Source organism: Hwangdonia seohaensis, from assembly GCF_031932625.1.
Lineage (GTDB): Bacteria > Bacteroidota > Bacteroidia > Flavobacteriales > Flavobacteriaceae > Hwangdonia > Hwangdonia seohaensis.
In genome coordinates this window covers 1,150,881-1,171,009 of the sequence record NZ_JAVSCK010000001.1, presented here as the reverse complement: position 1 = coordinate 1,171,009, position 20,129 = coordinate 1,150,881, and the positions used below count along the sequence as shown (strand labels likewise).

Here is a 20,129-nt window from a genome sequence, read left to right as displayed (position 1 = left end):
TCAATCTTTTTTTAATGTTACAATTACTTTGGTCCCTTTGTCTTCTTTATTTTGAAAATCGTCAATAAAAACATCGACTTTATCTTTGTACATAGCATTCAAAATCGATACGCGTTTTTTAATGTTTCCCATGCCTTTTGAGTTTTGCTTTTGCTGGTTTTCGGTTTTTAAGGCTTTCGACTTTTCTCTTCCAATGCCATCATCGGTAATGGTAATTTTTATTTCATCAGCTTTATTTTGAGTAATTTCTATATTTAAATGCCCTTTTGTTTTCTTATACCGTAACCCGTGCCAAACGGCATTTTCAATATAGGGTTGCAAGAGCATGGGCGGAATTACAAAATCGCTGCCGTTAATATTTTTATCGACCGTTATGTTGTAATCAAATTTATCTTTAAATCTAAAATGCTCCAATTTGGTGTAAAGTTCCAAAAGCTCGATTTCTTTTTCCAAGGGAATAAAATCTTCTTCGCTATTCTCCAAAACGGCTCGCATTAACAATGAAAAATCCGATAGATATTTGTTTGCCGTCCGTTCATCATTTGACGCGATAAAACTATTTACCGAATTTAAAGCGTTGAAAATAAAGTGCGGATTCATTTGGCTGCGCAAGGTTTTTAATGCCAACAAATTGTTTGCCAATCGCTGTTGCTTAATGTATTTAAACATTAAAAATGCCGTGACCAACAGCAATAAAACACCGCCGATTAAAGAGTAAATAATAAGTTTTTGTGTGCGTGCCTGCTGGATATTAAGTTGGTATTTACTTTCTGAAAGTGCTCTATCGCTTTCTAAACTTAAAATCCGGTTTTGTTTGCTAACAATATCTTTGCTAAATCGGGCGGCCTGCGAAATTTCCTGTTCTTTTTTTGAGTACACTTTGTCCACCAAATCAACGTACTTTTGATAGGCAACAAGGGCTTTATCAAACTTGCCGGCATCACGCAACACCTCAGATAATTTTCTGGTGGCATCTTTTTGAACGATTAAATCTTCTTTATCATCGGCTTCCTCAATACTTTTTTCAAGATAGGTTATGGCTTGACCAAAATCCTTTTGCAAAGCATAGGCATTACCAATTTTATAGTTTTGTTTTTGAGGCGTTAAGGCGCTTTCATTATCGAAAACCGAATCGCTTTCTATTTCGTTTATGGCTTCCAAGGCTTCCTTTCGCAATTCAATTTCACTTGAATAATCGCTTAAATTATTCTGAAAATCGGCGACTTTAATTTTCTCTTCAACCCCCCTTTTTTTGTTTTGGGTTTTAGCCAGTTTTAACGATTCGTTAAAGTAGCCCTTTGCTTTTTGCGATTCTCCTTTGGCATCATAAACCTGTGCTATTTTAGAATTTAAGTCGGTCACTTTCGGGGTTATCAAATGCTTTTGTGCCACCTTTAAACCCTCAGTATAAGCATCAATTGCCGCGTCAAAGGTTTTGGTGTTTTGGTGCACATCGCCAACGCCTTCGTAAAGCACAACCAATTGCCAATTAGAGAGCTCGGTTTTATCGATATCGTTGTAAGTAGCCAGACTTTCTTGATAATTTTTATTGAGCTGATAGGCTTTTGCCAATTTAATTTTAACGGTATTGGTCGCCCTGTTTTGAATGCTTATTCGGTAATTTGAAACGGCTAAATCGTACTGTTTCCAATGCATATACACATCGCCCAAAACCTCGTAAGCTTCGCTATTTTCTTTAACCGATTTGCTGTCTTTTAAAGCATCAGCTACAAACTGAATACTCTTTTTGGCATCCTTTTTTAAATACACTTCGGCAGAATCAATAAGCGATTTAAAAACCTGGGTAGCAGCTCTCGATTTAAAAAGTTCACTTTCATATTCGTCCATTTTATTGGGCTGAACCTCAACTTTAATGCGCTCGCTATTCTTAATAATATAGTAAACGGTTTCAAAATCTTTTTGCCTTACAATCAGCTCGTCGCCTTTTTTGGCTTCAATTCTAAACTCGCCAAAGGCATCGGTTGTGGTGTATGCGCCACCGCTAACCTCGATATTTACATTGGGTATTGGGTTGTTGGTATCGCTTTCAACTACAGAACCACGCACCGCAAATCGCTTTTCTGTACTTATAACATCGTTTCGTTCCTGCGCAAGCATAAAACCCGCGCTAAAAACAAGGCACAAAAAAGGAATGTATTTCGCTAATAACTTCATGGGTTACTTTATAATAGATAAACTTACGCACTTTCTTTGTTATAATAAAATGAGGATTTTAAAATGCCGCTGGTTTTTAATATGAAAAGGAAGCGTTTACGCATTCAAAGGTTTCGTTCGCTCATTTTACATGCCGTTTTACTCATTCTGCTTTTTTTAAGAAGAAAGTTGCTTTTAGATTTACGCTAATCAAAAAGCCCAAAATGGGCATTTCGAAAAACCTTCATTAAATCAAAAAACAATAGTATTATGAAAACTTATTTAAAAACATTCCTTATTAGCATCGCGCTAATTGGTTTTACGGCCTGCAATGCAAACAGCAAAAAAACAAACACAGATTTCGCACAAGTAACAGCGCACAAACCCAGTAAACAGTACATTAAAGTAGCGCTTTTACTAGACACCAGTAATAGTATGGACGGTTTAATAGACCAAGCCAAAGCACAACTTTGGGATATTGTAAACGAATTATCGTACGCCAAATGCGGCTACAATAAACCCAATTTACAGATTGCCTTATACGAATACGGCAACGACCGATTAAATAGCGACGAAGGTTATATCCGGCAGGTTTTAGGCTTTAGCGAAGACCTTGACGAGATTTCAAAAGAGCTGTTTTCGTTAACCACAAATGGTGGCGAAGAATATTGCGGACAAGTCATTCAAACGTCGTTAAACCAATTAAAATGGGGCGATAATCCAGACGATTTAAAACTTATTTTTATCGCAGGAAACGAGCCTTTTACTCAAGGAAAAACAAACTACAAAGACGCTTCGACTAACGCAAAAGAAAAAGATGTGACCATTAACACCATTTTTTGTGGCGATTACCGACAAGGTATTTCAACGTCTTGGAAAGATGGCGCAAGTTTAACAAATGGCGATTATATGGCCATAAACCAAAACAATGCTACGGTGCATATTGCATCGCCTTATGATGATGAAATTTTAATTTTAAATCAAAAACTGAACAAAACCTATGTGATTTACGGTCAGGCCGGAAGACAAAAAATAGCGCTCCAGGCGGAACAAGATACCAATGCAGGGTTATACAGTAAAGCCAATGCAGTAAGCAGAACGGTAAGTAAAAGTTCGCATTTATACAAAAACAAATCTTGGGATTTGGTGGATGCTGAAGAAGAAAAGGACTTTAATTATGATGATATAAAAGAAAGCCAATTACCAGAAGTTTTAAAGGGGAAATCGGAAACCCAAATTAAAGCTTACGTTGCTAAAAAGCGCATTGAGCGCGAGAATATTCAAAAGCAAATTCAAGAATTAAACAACAAGCGTAAACTCTATATTTTAGATCATAAAAAAGAAAACTCAAACGGATTAGAAAATGCTATGACCAAAGCGATTAAAGAACAAGCCAAAAGAAAAAAGTATACTTGGGATTAAAAACCAAAAACTTGTCATTACGCAGGAGGTATGACTGAAGTAATCTTATAAATTCAAACTTGTTGTGTTAAAATAAGTCGATTAGATTAAACAGATTGCCACGTCGTACCTCTTCGCAATGACAGCTATTACTTCAAAAAATTTAATTTACAGCAGGACATCTACATTCGTAGCGTTTTCTTTTACAAGCAAAATTAAACCCTAAGGTTAATTGATGAAAACCACCACTTGTAAATACTACCGAATTGTTTTGATAAGTATAGGTGTAAGCAAACATAAATTGCTTGTAATCGATGCCTAAAATGGGTGTAAACTGTTGTAATTTTTGGCTTTTAACCGTGTTATTGTTAATTAAATATTCCGCACCATCAAAGCTTTGTCGGTACGATAAGCCAGCCCAAACTTTACCAAAATCCATGTCTTTATAGACTTTTCCGTTTACATCGATTGAAGCTTCTTTTGTGCCATCTTTATACTGAAACATTATGGAAGGTTCGTAACTCCATGAGCTTCCTAATTTTCCAAATACACCTCCAACGGAAAGCAAGTAGCGTCTTAAGTTACTCGTAATTTCAACATCGTTATTTACACCGGCATTTTTCAATACATTTTTAACGGTGGCATGCGCGTAGTAATCCAAAAAATGATATGAGAACCCTAAATCGATATTAAAATTGGTTTCGTTTTGCACAATACCATCAATTATGGCATCTGGTCCGTCAAACAAAAAACTGGTTTCGTCTAGTTTATACTGTATAAAACCCGCGCTTATACCAAAAGAAAGCATATTTAAATCTACTTCGTTTCTTGAAAACAACAAGTGGTGCGCATAAGTGGCATAGGCTCCCGACTGGGAATGGTACCCGTTTTTATCGGTATATAAAATACCACCAATTGCAGATGGTGTATCGCCAATTCTTCCATTTAAGCTTAAAGTGGTAAGCCTTGGCGCATCTTCGTGCCCAAACCATTGCTGGCGCGAGGTTAACCTAACCTTTGAGCAATTGGCAATTCCTGCCATGGATGGATGGATGAGGTAATAATTATCGGTTAAATAATCTGTATATATTGGTAAACCTTCTTGCGACGTAGCCGTGTGAGCAAATAATACGCCGATAGCTATCATAAAGATATTCTTCAATTTCATAATTTTTTTTACCAAGTAGGTTTTTGGGTTTATTACAAACGTTTTAATTTTTAAAAAATTACATCTAAAAATAAAATACACTAAACTCAAATATATGCATATCTTGGTTTTCTTTTAGTATTTTTGTAAAAAATTAGCTAAAATGAATAATTTCAAGGTTTCTGTGCAGGAAACATCCAACAACGCGATAGTAAAATTTGAGTTAAATCAATTTATAACCAAGCACCAAAGTTTCGAGTTTAACAATATAGACGAAGCAAAAGCATCGCCTTTAGCACAACAATTGTTTTATTTGCCCTTTGTAAAAAAGGTTTACATCACTAGTAATTTTATAGCTGTTGAGCGTTACAATATTGTGGAATGGGACGATGTTAAAGATGAAATGGCAGAACAAATTGAAACCTATTTAAACGATGGCGGCGTTGTGGTTGAAGAAACCAATGCACCTAAAAAAGTGCCCGTTACCGTTTATGCCGAAAGCACGCCAAACCCGTCGGTAATGAAATTTGTTGCCAATAAAAAAATAGTGACCACATTGTTTGAATTTACTTCAATTGATGACGCGAAACTATCGCCATTGGCCACGGAGTTATTTCATTTTCCGTTTGTTAAAAGTGTTTTTATTGACGAGAATTACGTGTCTATCACCAAATACGATATGGCCGAATGGCAAGATATTAATATCGAACTCCGAGAGTTTATTAGAAGCTATATTGAAAACGGAAAAGATGTTGTTTTGCCCGAAGCTGTTGACGCTTTAAAAAAATCGACAGATCAATTAGACAGTCAGTTTGAGAATTTAGATGATACTTCAAAAGAAATCGTTAACATTCTTGAAGAATATGTTAAGCCAGCGGTAGCCAGCGATGGTGGTAACATTCAATTTATTTCTTACGATGCTGAAAGCAAAAATGTAAGCGTTATGCTGCAAGGTGCTTGTAGTGGCTGCCCATCGTCAACTTACACTTTAAAAAGCGGTATAGAAAACATGTTAAAACAAATGCTTCCCGGAAAAGTAAATATGGTTGAAGCCATAAACGGATAATATTTGCATAATTTTTATTGGTGACTTTTTAAATTTATCTGTGTCTAATTAAAAACAAGTATCTTTAAATCAAACAGATAAGTAATAACCTTTAAAAAAACGAATTATGGCTGTATTAAAAGTAATTGAAATATTATCAAACTCAGAAAAAAGTTGGGAAGACGCTACTAAAAAAGCAGTAAAACACGCTTCAAAGAGTGTGAAAAATATACGTTCGGTATACGTTAAAGAGCAAAGTGCCATTGTAAAAGATGGGGAGGTTACAGAATTTAGGGTAAACTTAAAAATCACTTTCGAAGTCGATTAAATTTACATTTATTTTAAAATATAAGCGTTCATCAATTGAACGCTTTTTTTATGCCCAATTTTCGTTAACTTTGAAAACATGAAACACATACTATTATCCCTTTTTTTTATCTCTTTAATTAGCTGTAAAGGTCAGAATTCAAAAACCATGAAACATAAATATACAAACGACCTTATTAACGAAACTAGTCCGTATTTACTGCAACACGCCCATAATCCGGTAAACTGGAACCCGTGGAGTTCAAAAACTTTAGCTAAAGCTAAAAAAGAAAACAAACTTATACTCATTAGTGTAGGTTATGCCGCTTGCCATTGGTGTCACGTGATGGAACACGAAAGTTTTGAAGACAGTTTGGTGGCACAAGTGATGAATAAAAATTTCATCAATATTAAGGTTGATAGAGAAGAACGACCAGATGTAGACCAAGTTTACATGAGTGCCGTACAACTAATGACCGGGAGTGGCGGTTGGCCACTTAATGTTATTGCCCTGCCCGACGGCAGGCCGGTTTGGGGCGGTACCTATTTTAAAAAAGAACAGTGGATGGATGCTTTGGAGCAAATCTCTAAACTTTACGTTGAAACGCCCGATAAACTTTACGAATATGCCGATAAATTAGAGCAAGGTATTAAAGCTTTAGATGTGGTTACATTAAACACCGATGAGCCGGTTTTTGAAAAAAGTTACATCGATGAAGCCCTAACAAATTGGTCTAAACATTTTGATAATAATGAAGGCGGCATGAATAGAGCGCCAAAATTTATGATGCCCAATAATTATCATTTTTTACTCCGTTATGCGTATCAAACCAACGATAAAAAGCTGCAGGATTATGTAAACCTTACGTTAACAAAAATAGCTTATGGCGGTGTTTACGATCAAATTGGAGGTGGTTTTTCGCGCTATGCCGTCGATACCAAATGGCATGTGCCTCACTTTGAAAAAATGCTTTACGACAATGGGCAATTGGTTAGTTTATATGCCGATGCCTACCTCATCACAAAGAACAAATTATACAAAGATATTGTTACCGAAACGTTAGCATATATAAAGCGTGATATGACGACCGAAAATGGCGCATTTTACTCCTCGCTGGATGCCGATAGCAACACACCCGAGGGTAAACTTGAAGAAGGCGCGTTTTACGTTTGGAAAAAAGCCGAATTACAAACCCTTTTAAAAGATGATTTTGAACTGTTTTCAGATTATTATAATGTAAATAACTATGGTTTTTGGGAACACGACAATTATGTTTTAATTAGAAAAGACGATGATGCCTCCATCATTAAAAAACACAATTTATCTATTGAAACCTTAAATAAAAAGAAAGCTGAGTGGAAAAATACGCTATTCAAAGCGCGCAATAAAAAAGCCAAACCAAGGCTTGACGATAAAACACTTACCTCGTGGAATGCTTTAATGCTTAAAGGTTATGCTGATGCGTACCGTGTTTTTGGTAATGAAAATTATCTCGCTTCCGCGGAAAAAAACGCCAACTTTATCATAAATAATATGCTGCGTGAAGACGGCGGACTGAACCATACGTACAAAGATGGAAAAAGCACCATTAACGGTTATCTTGAAGATTACTCGGCCACCATTGATGCCTTTTTAGCATTATATGAAAACACCTTAAACGAAACCTGGTTAAGCGTTGCGAGAGATTTGGCAAACTACACGTTCGATCACTTTTTCGATGAAAAAAGCAAAATGTTTTATTTCACTTCAAACCAAGATGAATCGTTGGTATCAAGAAGTATAGAATATCGCGATAATGTGATTCCAGCGAGCAATTCCATTATGGCGAAAAACCTTTTTAAATTATCGCATTATTTTGATAACGAGCATTTCAGCAAAACAGCTATGAGCATGCTTAACAACGTAAAACCTGAAATGATGGAATATCCGTCAGGCTACTCCAATTGGTTCGATTTAATGCTTAATTATGCCCAACCTTATTACGAGGTTGCCATTGTGGGCGCCGATGCAAAACAAAAAATAACGGAGTTAAACAAAACCTATTTACCTAATAAACTGATAGCGGCAAGCACATCAGAAAACAACATGCCTTTATTGGAAAATAGGTTTAATCCGGGAAATACATTTATTTATGTATGTGTTAACAAAGCCTGCAAGCTCCCGGTTACCGAGGTAAAAGATGCCATTAAATTTATAAAAGAATGACACTTTTAACCACCGTTTTAATATCCTTTGTAGCTTTTGAGCATGTTTATTTTTTAATCTTGGAAATGTTTTTTTGGTCCAAACCAAAAGGCATAAAAACATTTGGATTAAAATCGAAAGCATTTGCCGAAGACACCAAGGTTCTTGCTGCCAACCAAGGCTTGTACAATGGTTTTTTGGCTGCTGGTTTGGTGTATTCCATCATTCAGAATGATATAAATACAGCTATATTTTTTCTTGTTTGTGTGACTATTGCAGGTATTTATGGGTCTTATTCCACAAAGCAAATTAAATTGTTTTATGTTCAGAGCATACCAGCAATTGCTGCACTCATTGCAATATTTATCAACTAAAAAATAAAATGATAATATGAATTTAGAAAACATCGATACAGAAAAGTGGCTACAGTTAGCTTTAGATTACGGACTAAAAATTATCGGAGCCGTTCTTATTTGGGTTATTGGCTCATGGGTGATTAAAAAAATCCTGAAGACCACTAAAAAAATAATGTCTAAAAGAGATTATGATGAGAGTCTTCAAAAATTCCTGTTAAACCTTTTAGGCTGGATATTTAAAATTATTTTAATAGTTGTTGTACTCGGTACGGTTGGGGTAGAAACCACATCGTTTGCCGCCATTTTAGCTGCCGCAGGTTTAGCTATTGGTTTGGCCTTACAAGGTTCGTTGGGTAATTTTGCGGGTGGTGTTTTAATTATGATTTTTAAACCCTTTAAAATTGGTGATTTTATTAATGCCCAAGGTGAAGCTGGAACCGTTAAGGAAATTGAAATATTTACAACCAAATTAACGACACCCGACAATAAAGAAGTTATTATTCCTAACGGAAGTCTTTCTAACGGCAACATCACAAATTTTAGTACCGAAGCGACAAGACGTGTGGACTTTACCTTTGGAGTTGGTTATGATTCCGATATTAAAAAAACAAAAGAAGTGATATTAAGTGTCATTCAATCCAATCCTTCCGTTTTAAAAGAACCTGAAGCTACAATAAATGTTTCGGAATTGGCGGATAGCTCCATTAACTTTCTCACCAGAGTTTGGGTTAATAAAGAAGATTATTGGGCGGTGAATTTTGATATTATTGAACGTACCAAAGAAGCACTTGATGCTGCTGGTATTGATATTCCTTACCCACATCGGGTTGAAATACAGAAAAAAGGTTAAGTTTTTTTAGGCTTTAATGCCACAAAATCCTTTAAGTAATACGGTTCAAAATAAGCGACATCTTCGGTGTCGTTTTTTTTGTATTTGTTATAAGCCAATATGCCCATTTCTTTTGAGGAAGGCAGTTTGTTTTCGATAAAAACAGCATTTGGATGATTGATGCATGTTTTTGTTTTTTCAACCCCATTACCTATAAAATACACATTTCCGTTTTCTAAATATTCCGCGAAAGCGTTTTCCTCTAAAACTTGGGCTTGTGTACCCCGTATTTGGTTGTAATTTATATCGTAAATCGCTGAATACACCTCCATGCGTCTGGCATCGAGCATAGCTACTATTACGCCACTATCTGTTTTAACTTGATGTGCCAAAGCCTCTAAGGTCGACACCGAAATTAAAGGTTTATCCAATGCAAAACACAGTCCTTTTGCCGCCGAAACCCCAATGCGCAGTCCGGTATAAGAGCCAGGACCCTTGCTAATGGCAATGGCATCCAAATTGTTGGATTCGATTTCTGCTTCTTTTAAAACATCATCAATATAAAGATGCAACCGTTCGGCATGCGAATAGTTTTTGCCGTTATCTTCTTTTAAAACCAAAATCTCACCATCTTTTGAAAGTGAGACCGAACAATTGGTTGTTGCCGTTTCTATGTTTAGTATAAGCGTACTCATAAAGTTCTTTTTAAGATTCAAAAATAGGAATAAATAAAAAAGAAAGACCTGTCAAATCCCGAAGCTTTGGGATAAAAACCTGACAGGTCTAATATTTTGGTCATTCTGAGGAGCACCAAAGTGCGACGTGAGAATCTGTTTATAATTTATTTTAATTAAATTTCAGATTCAGAATAAACAGATTGCCACAGTTATGCCTCCTTCGCAATGACGTTACACTTATTTAGAAAGCCTAAAAACATCAATCAATTAAAGATTTACCCATGTAAAAATCCAATACTTTTGTTTTGAAAACAAAATCGTATTTCGCGTTTATTAACGATGATTGTGCGTTTATAAATTGTATTCTGGCCTGTTCTAAATCAAACGCCGTCATATTACCAATATCATAGCGTTCTTTTGAATTATTAAAAGCCAATTCTTGAGATGTTAATGATTTTTTTGCAGCTACATAGGCTTTTAGTGCCGCTTGGGCATCGGTATAGGCCCGTTGAATGTTAGCCTCTAAATCTAACTTAGCTTGATCTAATCGCAGTTTACTATTTGTTTCTTGAATTTTAGATTTTGCAACCGCGGTTTTATTCTGAAATCTTGAAAAAATAGGGATATTCACGTTTAAATTAAAACTATGCGATTTCTGATTATTCAATTGATCTAAAAAAGCCGCTTCGTTTTTAATAATATTGGAATAGAAAGCATTGGTGTTAAAACCATAACCCAATGTTACACTTGGCAAAAAGCCACCTTTAGATATTTCGGTGTTCAATTCGGCATTTTCAATATTCATTTCAGCTATTTTAATTTCGCTTCGGTTGTTCAATGCATAATTTAAAACCGGTGTAACATCGCCGTACAATAAAGCTTCAGATGGTGTCTCAATTTCTATAATTTCCACATCAAATCCATTAAAAGGCACTTGCAATAATTGCGATAAGGTAAGCAGCGCCAAATTAAAATTGTTTTCCGCAATGGTAACTTGTTGTGCATCTCTACTTAAAGTGGCTTCGGCATCATAAATATTAGCTTTGGGCTGTACACCGGCGTCAACCAAATCCTGTACTTGCTTAAGTTGTTTCTGGCTGAAATCGAATTGTGCTTTTGCCGTTTCTAAATTCTCTCTATTGAATAGCGTATTTAAATAGGCATTGACAACGTTTAAGGAAATATCATCTTTAATTCTACTTAATTCAAGTTTGTTTATTTCAAGATTTAAGTTCGATTGTTTATACAGATTGGTGAGTCTAAACCCATCAAAAATGGTTTGATTGGCACCAACCCCAAACCTTGTACTGTTTGAAGTTCTATCAACAATTACTTGGGTTTCGCCAATATCAATTCGCTGTGTCCCAATACCCAAACTATGGCCGGTGCTTCCGCTAATTGATGGCAAAAATTGCCCTTTAGCCGCTACTATATCCTGCTTGTTTATAAGCAAACTGTTTTCGGTTTGTTTTACCGTTATGTTATGTTCTAAAGCATGTGCGACACATTCCTGCAAGGTCCATTTTTTTTGCTGAGAGAATGATAATACCGTAAACAGTATACTAAACAATAAAATGGTTTGCTTTATACCTACAAGGTTTCTTAAACTTTGCTGGACACGTTGACTTTCATTAATCATTTTCATCATCTTCATTGTCTTTTGATGCTTTATTCCAAACTTTAATTTTATCGCCTTCTTTTACACCTTCGGTTATTTCAACATTAATCCCATCGGATAACCCAAGAGTTACATTTTCTTTTCTATATTTATTTTCGCCGTCCAATATTTCAACAAATGGTTTTTCGGTAATTCTATTGTATTGCAGTAATGCCTCTCTTATTGCCAGAACACTGTCTTTAGCTTCAATATCAATTTCGGCATTGGCACTGTAACCCGCTCTAATATTGGTGCTTTGTTCAACTTCTACATCGGCTTTTATGGTAAACTGTACCGCCCCGTTTTCTTCTTGCCCTTTTGGTGCCACGAAGGTTAATTTCGCTGGAAATTCTTTGTCGGTTATAGCACCCAATAAGACTCTAATCTCTTTACCTTCTTGTAGTTTTCCAACTTCGGCTTCATCCACCTTACCTTCAAAAATCATTTTGCTCATATCGGCTATGGTAGCAATGGTAGTACCTGCATTAAAATTATTACTCTGAATAACTTGATCGCCCTCACGTACCGGAATTTCTAAAATAGTGCCCGGGATTTGAGCCACAATATTGGTGTTTGCAGAACTTCCGCCAGAAATTGAACCACGCTTTATAATTTGGTAATCGTTTTGCGCTTGGGTTAAGGACTCTTTCGCTTGGTTAAATGACAATGAGCTATTCTCAAAATCCTGTTGGGAAATCACGCCTTTTTCAAACAATGCTTTGTTTCTATCATATAGTGTTTTGGCATTATCAAAAGATAATTTTGAAGACGAAATTCGGCTTTTTGCACTTACCAAACTTTGCTCGTTTGGCACAACCCTGATTTTTGCAATCAAATCGCCTTTTCTAACAATATCGCCTTCTTCAACCAGGATTTTATCAACAATCCCAGATATTTGGGGTTTCAGTTCAATCTCTTCCTCGGGGTTTAATTTGCCTGTTGCCACAGCTTTGGTGTTGATGGATGTGTAAAACGGTTCTTCCACTTTAAAATCTTCAATAGATTTTGAGTTGGCATCTTTAAAATACTTTAAAACGAATGCCAATGCTATAATAGCAACTATTCCAAAAATAATCTTTACTGTTTTATTCATTTTTTTTTTGATTGTTTATTCTTCTCTTAATGCTTCAATTGGTTTTATGCTGGTGGCTTTAAATGCCGGAATTAACCCTATTAAAGTTCCTAATACCACTAATATGATTAATGCTACAAATACGACGGCTATTGATACGGATGCGTTTACAATGGCAGCGTCTGCGCCTTGTCCGAAAAAGTGGTCCAGTAAAATTAAAATCCATCCGCCGGATATAATACCTAACAATCCAGCCAATAAGGTTAAAAATACAGCCTCGACCACTATTTGCCTTTTAATCTCGAAAGGTGTAGCACCCAAAGCACGACGTACGCCAATCTCCTTGGTGCGTTCTTTAACCGTAATAAGCAAAATATTACCAATGGCAAACACGCCGGCAATTAAGGTGGCAATGCCTACAAACCACGTTAAAAACTGCATGCCCGTTAAAAAACCCGTGACTTTTGCAAATTCTTTACCGAGATTAAAACTACCAAAGGCACGCTTATCGTTGGGATGAATGCTGTTTAGGTTTTTTAGTAACAGTTTAGCGTCGTTTTCAATTTGTTTGATATCGTATTCGGGTTTTCCGGTTATCATCATCCAACCAATGCGATCGCCTTGATTGTATATTTGCTGAAAGGTGGTAAACGGAATATGGATATCGGATGTGGGGCCCATATTGACATTGCCGTTTTCAAACATGCCCACAACTTTAAAATTGATGCTGTTTATTTGAATATACTCACCGATAACATTTTCGTCCTTTTCAAATAACTGTTTATAAATTTCTTCTGAAATGACAGCTGTCTTTTTATTATCATCAATATCGTTCTGATTAATAAACCTGCCGTGAATTAATTTTTTCTTTTGAACTTGGTCCAACAATGGATAATCGCCATTGATGCTAAAATTACCCGATAAGAAATTCCGAATAACTTGTGCCTGATTTTGATTTCTAGGAACGACAAACTCAATGCCTTCAACGTTTTCCTCTACTTTTTTGGCATCAGACAATGTTAACCGCACTAGCTTGCCTTCTTGGAAGCCTTTAAATGGCTTGCTGGTACTTTGTCCCCAAACAAAAACACTGTTCGTTGCAAAGCTCCCGAACAATCTGTTAAATGAATTTTCCAAGCCTTTAGCAGAACCCAACAACCCAATTAACAATAAAATACCCCACCAAACACCAACCATAGTAAGTATAGACCTTAGTTTGTTTTTGCTAAAGCTATCGTAAACTTCTTGCCATGTATCTCTGTCGAATAAAAATCTAAACATAATTAATCGTCTCTTAATGCTACAATAGGTTTAATTTTCGATGCCTTTTTTGCCGGTAAATATCCCGCAATAGCGCCAGCCGTAATAAGCGTAATGGTAGCGCCAATTACAAGGCTATTGCTTACACCTGGGTCTTTTATAAAATAGTCTACCAAATAGGGTTTAACAAGTTCTAAAACACCAACACCAATTACCAAACCTAAGTAACCCGCCATGGCCGTTATTAAAATAGATTCTATTAAAATGATAGAAACTATAGATCGCGGCGATGCCCCTAATGCCTTACGGATACCAATTTCTTTGGTACGTTCTTTTACAATAAAAATCATGATGTTGCTTATGCCCACAATTCCAGCTATTAAAGTACCAAAACCAATAACCAGAATAATTACGGTTAAACCGCCTGTTAGCGCATCTACCTGTTTTGTGCCTTCTGCCATATTACGAACCCTAACGGCTCTTTGATCGCTACTGGCAACAGAAAAACGGTCTTTAAGTTTTCGAGTTAATAAGGTACTGAAAGCCAAGGCTTCATCGTAGCCCATTTTAGGGTTGTAGGTGAGGTTTATTTGATCGATATAGTCGTTGTTGCCATATAGATGTTGCGCTGTTGTTACTGGCATGTAAATCAATCGCTCTTCGTTATCGCCGCCATCATCTGTAAAAACGCCAACAACTTTATATTGTATGCCATTCAGGTTAATGTATTTCCCTAATGCTGTTGTTTTTAAAAACAAATCTTCTTCAACCAATCTACCAATTACAACAACTTTTGTTCTGTTATGTAAATCGCTTTGGTTGATATATCGACCTTCCTTTATTTTTGTTTTTTCTAAAAATTGGTGGTCTGGATGCACGGCTCTTAAGCTGTAATTGTTTTGTTCGTTCCTGAAAGAGGCCTGTACGTTTCTATAAATTCGTGCCGTAATAAATTCAACTTTATTGCCGAATTCATCTTTTACATAACTAAAATCTTCGTTTTTAAACTGAATCCGACGACCGGCCTGTAAGCCTTTATGTGCTTTTGTAGTTCTTCCCGAATGAATAAAAATGGAGTTATTGGCATCATCGACAAAGGCTTCGGCAAAAGTGTTTTTTAAACCATTGGCAATACCAAAAAGAATGGTAAACAACAATATGGCAAACGCAACCGTAAAACCCGACAATAAACTTCGGGTTCTGTTTTTATTGATACTCTGAAATATTTCGCGCCAAAGGTCTAAATCAAACATGCTGTTGGGCTCTAACCTGTTGTACTTTTTTATCTTCTATTATAACACCATCGCGCAGCCTAACAATACGCTTGCACATGTTTGCAATATCTTCCTCGTGTGTTACCATTAATATGGTTTTGCCTTCATCGTTTAACTGCTGAATAAAAGCCATAATCTCATAAGATGTTGTGGTATCCAAAGCACCTGTGGGCTCATCAGCCAATAATAATTTTGGATTTGCAGCCAAGGCTCTTGCGATGGCGACACGTTGGTTTTGACCTCCGGAAAGTTCTTTTGGTAAATGTTGCGCCCAATTTGCCAAACCTACTTTTTCTAAATGAAACATAGCTACTTCCTGGCGCTGTTTGCGTTTCATACCTTGGTAATACAACGGAAGCGCCACGTTTTCAAGGGCGTTTTTATAGTTGATCAGGTTGAAGGATTGAAAAATGAATCCTAAAAATTTATTTCTGTAAACGGCTGCTTTTTTTTCGGTAAGATCTTTTATTTGCAATCCATCAAGGATATATTCGCCTTCATCAGCTTCATCTAACATACCGATAATATTTAGTAAGGTAGACTTTCCTGAGCCCGAAGAGCCCATTATGGCAACCATTTCTCCTTCTTCAACAGAAAGATCGATACCTTTTAAAACATGTAAACTGGAATCGCCTATGGGATAGGACTTGTGAAGCTGACTGATTTTTAACATGGACAATGATTGGTTTTAAGTTTTAGCTAAAGCACTTTGCAATTAGACTAGTAACACAAAGAAATGTTACAATATAAGTTAAAAAAAGTTTTTATTATTTTTTTAACGTATTATATTTCTTATAAATAAAAAATCCTATACCAAACACCAAAATATAGGGAACAGCCATGAGGTATACAATACCATCGTTAATGCCTTGGGCTGCGGTTTGTCCTTCTTCGCTTTCTAAAACGGCGCGACACATAGCGCATTGGGCATTGGTCTCCAGAAAAAAGAGGAAAGAAAATAGAAGTAAAATGATTTTACGTTTCATAATTAAGTTTTAAAAACCTTATAGGTTAGTAATAAGGCGAAATCATAATATAAACAATAACACCCGTAACGGCAACATATAGCCATAACGGAAATGTGATTCTCGCTATTTTTTTATGTTTCTCAAAATTGTTTGTTATGGCTCTGGCATACGTAATTAATACGAATGGAACAACGGCGATAGACAATACAATATGTGTTAACAAAACAAAGTAATATACATATTTTATAACACCTTCGCCTCCAAATTTTGTAGAATCGCTGGTCATGTGATACGCCATGTACATGAGTAAAAAAAGTGCTGAACACCAAATAGCGGTGGTCATTAAATTTTCGTGCAACACCCTGTTTTTCTTTTTTATGGCAAAAAAGGCAATGACCAAAATAACTGCTGTAAGTCCGTTTATGGTAGCATAAATGGGCGGTAAAAAACTTAAAGGCTCTACATTTGGTATTCTCACGCTAAACAAGGCTGCTACAATAATGGGGATAACAATGGACAAAACAACAATTAGCTTATTGTATTTCTTATCGTCTAAAATAGGGTCTTGATTATTCATTTTAAAAAAATTATGTGATTCTGAAACAAGTTCAGAATGACGTTAATTTATTCGTTCAGCAATTTTTTAATATCTTCTTTTAAAGCGCTAATTTCTTCTTTAATCCCGTCTTCATCAACGCCTTCTGCTTCCGACACGATGCCTCGGTAGTAAATTATGGGGTTTCCAAACCGGTCTTTTCTGGAGCGGATAAATCCGTTTTTATCGATTAAGGCAAAATTTCCCGAATGCTCAAAACCGCCTTCAACCGCTTCATTTTCGCCCGTATATAAATTAAAGCCTTCGTTAGCCAATTTATAAATGGTGTTTTTATCGCCGGTCATTAAATGCCAATTGGGGTTTGTTACGCCATAATGTTCAGCATAATCTTTAAGGATTTCCGGCGTATCGTATCCGGGATTTATAGTGAAAGACGCCACGCCAAAATCCTCAAAACCTTTAAAGGTATTTTGAATTTGAATAAGGTTTGCATTCATCCGTGGGCAAATAGTTGGGCAAGTGGTAAAGAAAAATTCAATCACATAAACCTTACCCTCGTAATCTTTATTGGTGATGGTTTTTCCATCTTGATTTGTAAATGAAAATGCTGGCACTTTTTTAGGTTCGCCATTAATTTCGATAAATGATAAATCTGAAATCGATGTTTTTTTATCGTTGGCAAAATCACTTCTGCTTTCGTTGCGAATTACATCGTTATTGGAAATTCTATCCATTATTTTGGGAATAAAAATGATTCCGAAAACAAGTATTATAAATGCGATGCCTATATATGAATAATTCGTTTTTTTCATTTCAATTCTTTTTACATTCCCTCGTGTCACGCTGAGCTTGTCGAAGTGAAGGAGAGAATCTTCTTTTTTTTATGCAATACCTTCAAGATTTTTAAAACCTTGAAGGATAGTTTCGTTTAGTGTTTGTAACTCAAGTGTGGCAAACCAGTTTTAATTTGTTTCTGATTTTAAATCGTTTGCTCTTCGGGTATCCGAGTTAAATTCGCCTTTTCGTTTTTGTCTGTATTCAGTAAATAAAATACGTAAATCGTCGCTCATTTTATTTTTAATTTCGGCAACCTCAATGCAATCATAGGAGCTTAACCCATAAACCGGTTTGTTTTTTTCAATTTCCCTGTCTGTTCTGTCATCCAATCTTCCGCGTTGGCTTAAATCTTTATCAACAACAAACACGTGGTTTGATGATAAATCGTCATTGAGATTCTCTTTCGATTTTAAACTAAAAAACAAGCGCTGAATATCGTTGGGTTCACCAAACACAAAATGCCAAAACCGCAAGTCTTCATAAGATGCTATTTCCCTTTTAAGATCTTCAACTACAGCTTCAGTGCCTTTAGGCGCCACTATTACGATTTGAAATCGTTTAAAGCCCTTAAACTTATCGTATACCAATTCCTTTAAATTCGAGTTTGCGATAAGCTTGTCCATAGGATTATTTCCTAAAAAACCCAGGACGGTTATGTGATTCTTTAAAACAATGGAATCATTTGAATTTGATGCGAAAGCCTGTAAATCCGATACGTTTTTATTTACAACCTCCAACGGCTCGTAATTGTGCGTTGCTGGGTATAAAAACAATAAAAAGGTTACGGGAAGAAAGAACAAAACTCCTAAAACGACATAGCGGCTAATTTTTTTATAATACATTATATACTGACCTTTAAATCACCCAAATTATTGGTTTACAAAAATAAATAAAGGCAGTTTAATAACCGCCTTTATAACTCTATTTAACACTTCGAATATACACAGGTATATTCAAATTAAATTCTTTTAAAAATCGTCTTTTACAAATCCCTTTTTAAAAACATCAAAAATGTATCCGCCTTCTTGTAATAGGATAAATATTAGGTACAATATTAAGATTGCTGCAGTCCAAACCACCATGCGCCTAAGCGCTTTAGTTTCATCTCGCATGTGCATAAAATCCCATGTAATGTAATACGCTTTTACAACGGTTAAGATGATGAATATCCAGTTTAAGAGTTTCATGCCCAAAACCTTTACCATTAAGCTTTCTGGTTTGTAAATACCCAAAACAACCTCTACTGCAGTTACAAGCGATAAAAAGATTAATACACCCCAAATTTTTTGGGTGTTGGATTTAAACTTTAATAAACCTCTAAAAATTTCTAATTTATGTTCGTGTGCCATGTTATAATCTGTTTTTTTCGAATTAAACCAAGTAGAAGAATGTAAATACAAACACCCAAACTAAATCTACAAAGTGCCAATACAACCCTACTTTTTCAACCATTTCGTAACTTCCTCTGCGCTCGTAGGTTCCCAAAATCACGTTAAAGAAAATTATAACGTTTAACAAAACCCCAATAGATACGTGAAAACCGTGAAAACCTGTAATAAAAAAGAAGTAGTTTGCAAATAGTGGTGGGCCATATTCGTTTTGAATAAGATTGGCGCCCTCAACTACATTTTTACCTTTGGTTTTTAATTCGTTTAACGATTCACTTCTGGACAAAATAATTTTATGTCCGTGTTCATCTGCGTAAGTTGTTTTAATCAATAAGTCTGAGTTAGCTTCAAAACCTGCAATCACTTCATTTAAATTAAAGCTAGTCAAGGCTTTTTCTCCATTAAACCACAAGCCGTTATTTCTTAAATGTTGCTCGCGATCAGAATGTTCGGCTATGGCAAAATCTTTTAAAGCCACACGTTTTCCATCGGTATCAACAAACTGGATAATATTCCCGCCATGCGTTCCAACAGCGCCATAAGTACCATTTATAAACGTGGTCCATTCATAAGCTTGTGAGCTTAAAAATATAAGTCCGCCTATAACGGTTAAAAACATATAAATGGTGGTTTTTGCCTTATCTAATTTATGCCCTGCATCAACGGCCAAAACCATGGTTACGGACGACATAATTAAAATAAAGGTCATGAATGCCACGAATATCATTGGATAATCGCCATGAATAAAAGGGACGTGTGTGTAAACATCGTCTGCAATAGGCCAAATTTCGGCATATTTAAATCTTGAAAATCCGTAGGCTGCTAAAAACCCTGTGAAGGTTAAGGCATCAGAAGTGATAAAAAACCACATCATCAATTTACCGTAACTGGCTTTTAGCGGCTTGTTTCCTCCACCCCAAGTTTTTCCTTCCGTTCCAGTATTTACAACTGTAGTACTCATATGTATTGGTTGTTTTTTAGTTGGACAAAAATAATCAATTTATTTATCTAAAGAAA

20 protein-coding genes are annotated in these 20,129 nt (G+C 35.8%); 6 read left to right on the top strand and 14 right to left on the bottom strand.

The annotated features are described in order from the left end of the window. Positions 1-2,175 carry a histidine kinase gene (locus RNZ47_RS05030; protein WP_311937307.1) on the bottom strand — a complete coding sequence of 725 codons (2,175 nt, stop codon included), beginning with the start codon at positions 2,173-2,175 and terminating at the stop codon, positions 1-3. A 249-nt stretch (positions 2,176-2,424) separates the two neighbouring features. Here RNZ47_RS05030 and RNZ47_RS05025 point away from each other — a divergent pair, with 249 nt between their 5' ends. Beyond that, entirely contained in the window at positions 2,425-3,576 is a 1,152-nt protein-coding gene (locus RNZ47_RS05025; RefSeq protein WP_311937303.1) for a vWA domain-containing protein, read from the top strand. Positions 3,577-3,718: 142 nt separating this feature from the next. On the opposite strand, the gene RNZ47_RS05020 is transcribed toward RNZ47_RS05025, so the two are convergent. Then, complete coding sequence (locus RNZ47_RS05020; protein WP_311937301.1) at positions 3,719-4,723, bottom strand: PorP/SprF family type IX secretion system membrane protein; 1,005 nt, start codon at positions 4,721-4,723, stop codon at positions 3,719-3,721. 142 nt (positions 4,724-4,865) lie between these two features. On the opposite strand from RNZ47_RS05020, the gene RNZ47_RS05015 reads away from it, so the two are divergent. From RNZ47_RS05015 to RNZ47_RS04995, 5 genes are all read left to right on the top strand, one after another. Further along, positions 4,866-5,768, top strand: a complete 903-nt coding sequence (locus RNZ47_RS05015; protein WP_311937297.1) for a NifU family protein — start codon at positions 4,866-4,868, stop codon at positions 5,766-5,768. A gap of 106 nt (positions 5,769-5,874) precedes the next feature. Then, positions 5,875-6,075: a dodecin family protein gene (locus tag RNZ47_RS05010; RefSeq protein ID WP_311937295.1), complete on the top strand. Its 201-nt coding sequence runs from the start codon at positions 5,875-5,877 to the stop codon at positions 6,073-6,075. 147 nt (positions 6,076-6,222) lie between these two features. Further along, positions 6,223-8,259 carry a thioredoxin domain-containing protein gene (locus tag RNZ47_RS05005; RefSeq protein WP_311937294.1) on the top strand — a complete coding sequence of 679 codons (2,037 nt, stop codon included), beginning with the start codon at positions 6,223-6,225 and terminating at the stop codon, positions 8,257-8,259. Further along, positions 8,256-8,612: a DUF1304 domain-containing protein gene (locus RNZ47_RS05000; protein WP_311937293.1), complete on the top strand. Its 357-nt coding sequence runs from the start codon at positions 8,256-8,258 to the stop codon at positions 8,610-8,612. Before RNZ47_RS05005 ends, RNZ47_RS05000 begins: the two co-directional genes overlap by 4 nt. Positions 8,613-8,628: 16 nt before the next feature. Then, a complete protein-coding gene (locus RNZ47_RS04995) occupies positions 8,629-9,444 on the top strand; it encodes a mechanosensitive ion channel family protein (protein ID WP_311937291.1) in 816 nt (271 codons plus the stop codon). On the opposite strand, the gene tsaB is transcribed toward RNZ47_RS04995, so the two are convergent. From tsaB to RNZ47_RS04935, 12 genes are all read right to left on the bottom strand, one after another. Beyond that, the gene (tsaB, locus tag RNZ47_RS04990) at positions 9,441-10,118 is read right to left on the bottom strand and encodes a tRNA (adenosine(37)-N6)-threonylcarbamoyltransferase complex dimerization subunit type 1 TsaB (protein WP_311937289.1); all 678 of its coding nucleotides are present in this window, start codon (positions 10,116-10,118) and stop codon (positions 9,441-9,443) included. The two genes, RNZ47_RS04995 and tsaB, sit on opposite strands and share 4 nt — an antisense overlap. 241 nt (positions 10,119-10,359) lie before the next feature. Next, positions 10,360-11,748 carry a TolC family protein gene (locus RNZ47_RS04985; protein WP_311937285.1) on the bottom strand — a complete coding sequence of 463 codons (1,389 nt, stop codon included), beginning with the start codon at positions 11,746-11,748 and terminating at the stop codon, positions 10,360-10,362. Continuing rightward, positions 11,732-12,850, bottom strand: a complete 1,119-nt coding sequence (locus tag RNZ47_RS04980; RefSeq protein WP_311937282.1) for an efflux RND transporter periplasmic adaptor subunit — start codon at positions 12,848-12,850, stop codon at positions 11,732-11,734. Before RNZ47_RS04980 ends, RNZ47_RS04985 begins: the two co-directional genes overlap by 17 nt. A 15-nt stretch (positions 12,851-12,865) precedes the next feature. Next, the gene (locus RNZ47_RS04975) at positions 12,866-14,110 is read right to left on the bottom strand and encodes an ABC transporter permease (protein WP_311937279.1); all 1,245 of its coding nucleotides are present in this window, start codon (positions 14,108-14,110) and stop codon (positions 12,866-12,868) included. Between the two features lie 2 nt (positions 14,111-14,112). Beyond that, positions 14,113-15,342, bottom strand: coding sequence for an ABC transporter permease (locus tag RNZ47_RS04970; protein ID WP_311937276.1), 1,230 nt, complete (start codon positions 15,340-15,342; stop codon positions 14,113-14,115). Further along, a complete protein-coding gene (locus tag RNZ47_RS04965; protein ID WP_311937273.1) occupies positions 15,335-16,036 on the bottom strand; it encodes an ABC transporter ATP-binding protein in 702 nt (233 codons plus the stop codon). The genes RNZ47_RS04970 and RNZ47_RS04965 overlap by 8 nt, the downstream gene beginning before the upstream one ends. 94 nt (positions 16,037-16,130) lie before the next feature. Then, positions 16,131-16,349, bottom strand: a complete 219-nt coding sequence (locus RNZ47_RS04960; RefSeq protein WP_311937270.1) for a CAMCR motif-containing small membrane protein — start codon at positions 16,347-16,349, stop codon at positions 16,131-16,133. A 25-nt stretch (positions 16,350-16,374) separates the two neighbouring features. Further along, positions 16,375-16,908 carry a DUF420 domain-containing protein gene (locus RNZ47_RS04955; protein WP_311937268.1) on the bottom strand — a complete coding sequence of 178 codons (534 nt, stop codon included), beginning with the start codon at positions 16,906-16,908 and terminating at the stop codon, positions 16,375-16,377. Positions 16,909-16,955: 47 nt separating this feature from the next. Then, positions 16,956-17,699 (bottom strand): SCO family protein, encoded by a 744-nt coding sequence (locus RNZ47_RS04950; protein WP_311937266.1) that lies wholly within the window; start codon positions 17,697-17,699, stop codon positions 16,956-16,958. A gap of 150 nt (positions 17,700-17,849) precedes the next feature. Then, on the bottom strand, positions 17,850-18,566 hold the full coding sequence (locus tag RNZ47_RS04945; protein ID WP_311937264.1) for a hypothetical protein: 717 nt from the start codon (positions 18,564-18,566) through the stop codon (positions 17,850-17,852). Positions 18,567-18,692: 126 nt separating this feature from the next. Continuing rightward, positions 18,693-19,073: a cytochrome C oxidase subunit IV family protein gene (locus RNZ47_RS04940; RefSeq protein WP_311937261.1), complete on the bottom strand. Its 381-nt coding sequence runs from the start codon at positions 19,071-19,073 to the stop codon at positions 18,693-18,695. 22 nt (positions 19,074-19,095) lie between these two features. Then, positions 19,096-20,073, bottom strand: a complete 978-nt coding sequence (locus tag RNZ47_RS04935) for a cytochrome c oxidase subunit 3 (protein WP_311937258.1) — start codon at positions 20,071-20,073, stop codon at positions 19,096-19,098. Positions 20,074-20,129 lie beyond the last annotated feature (56 nt).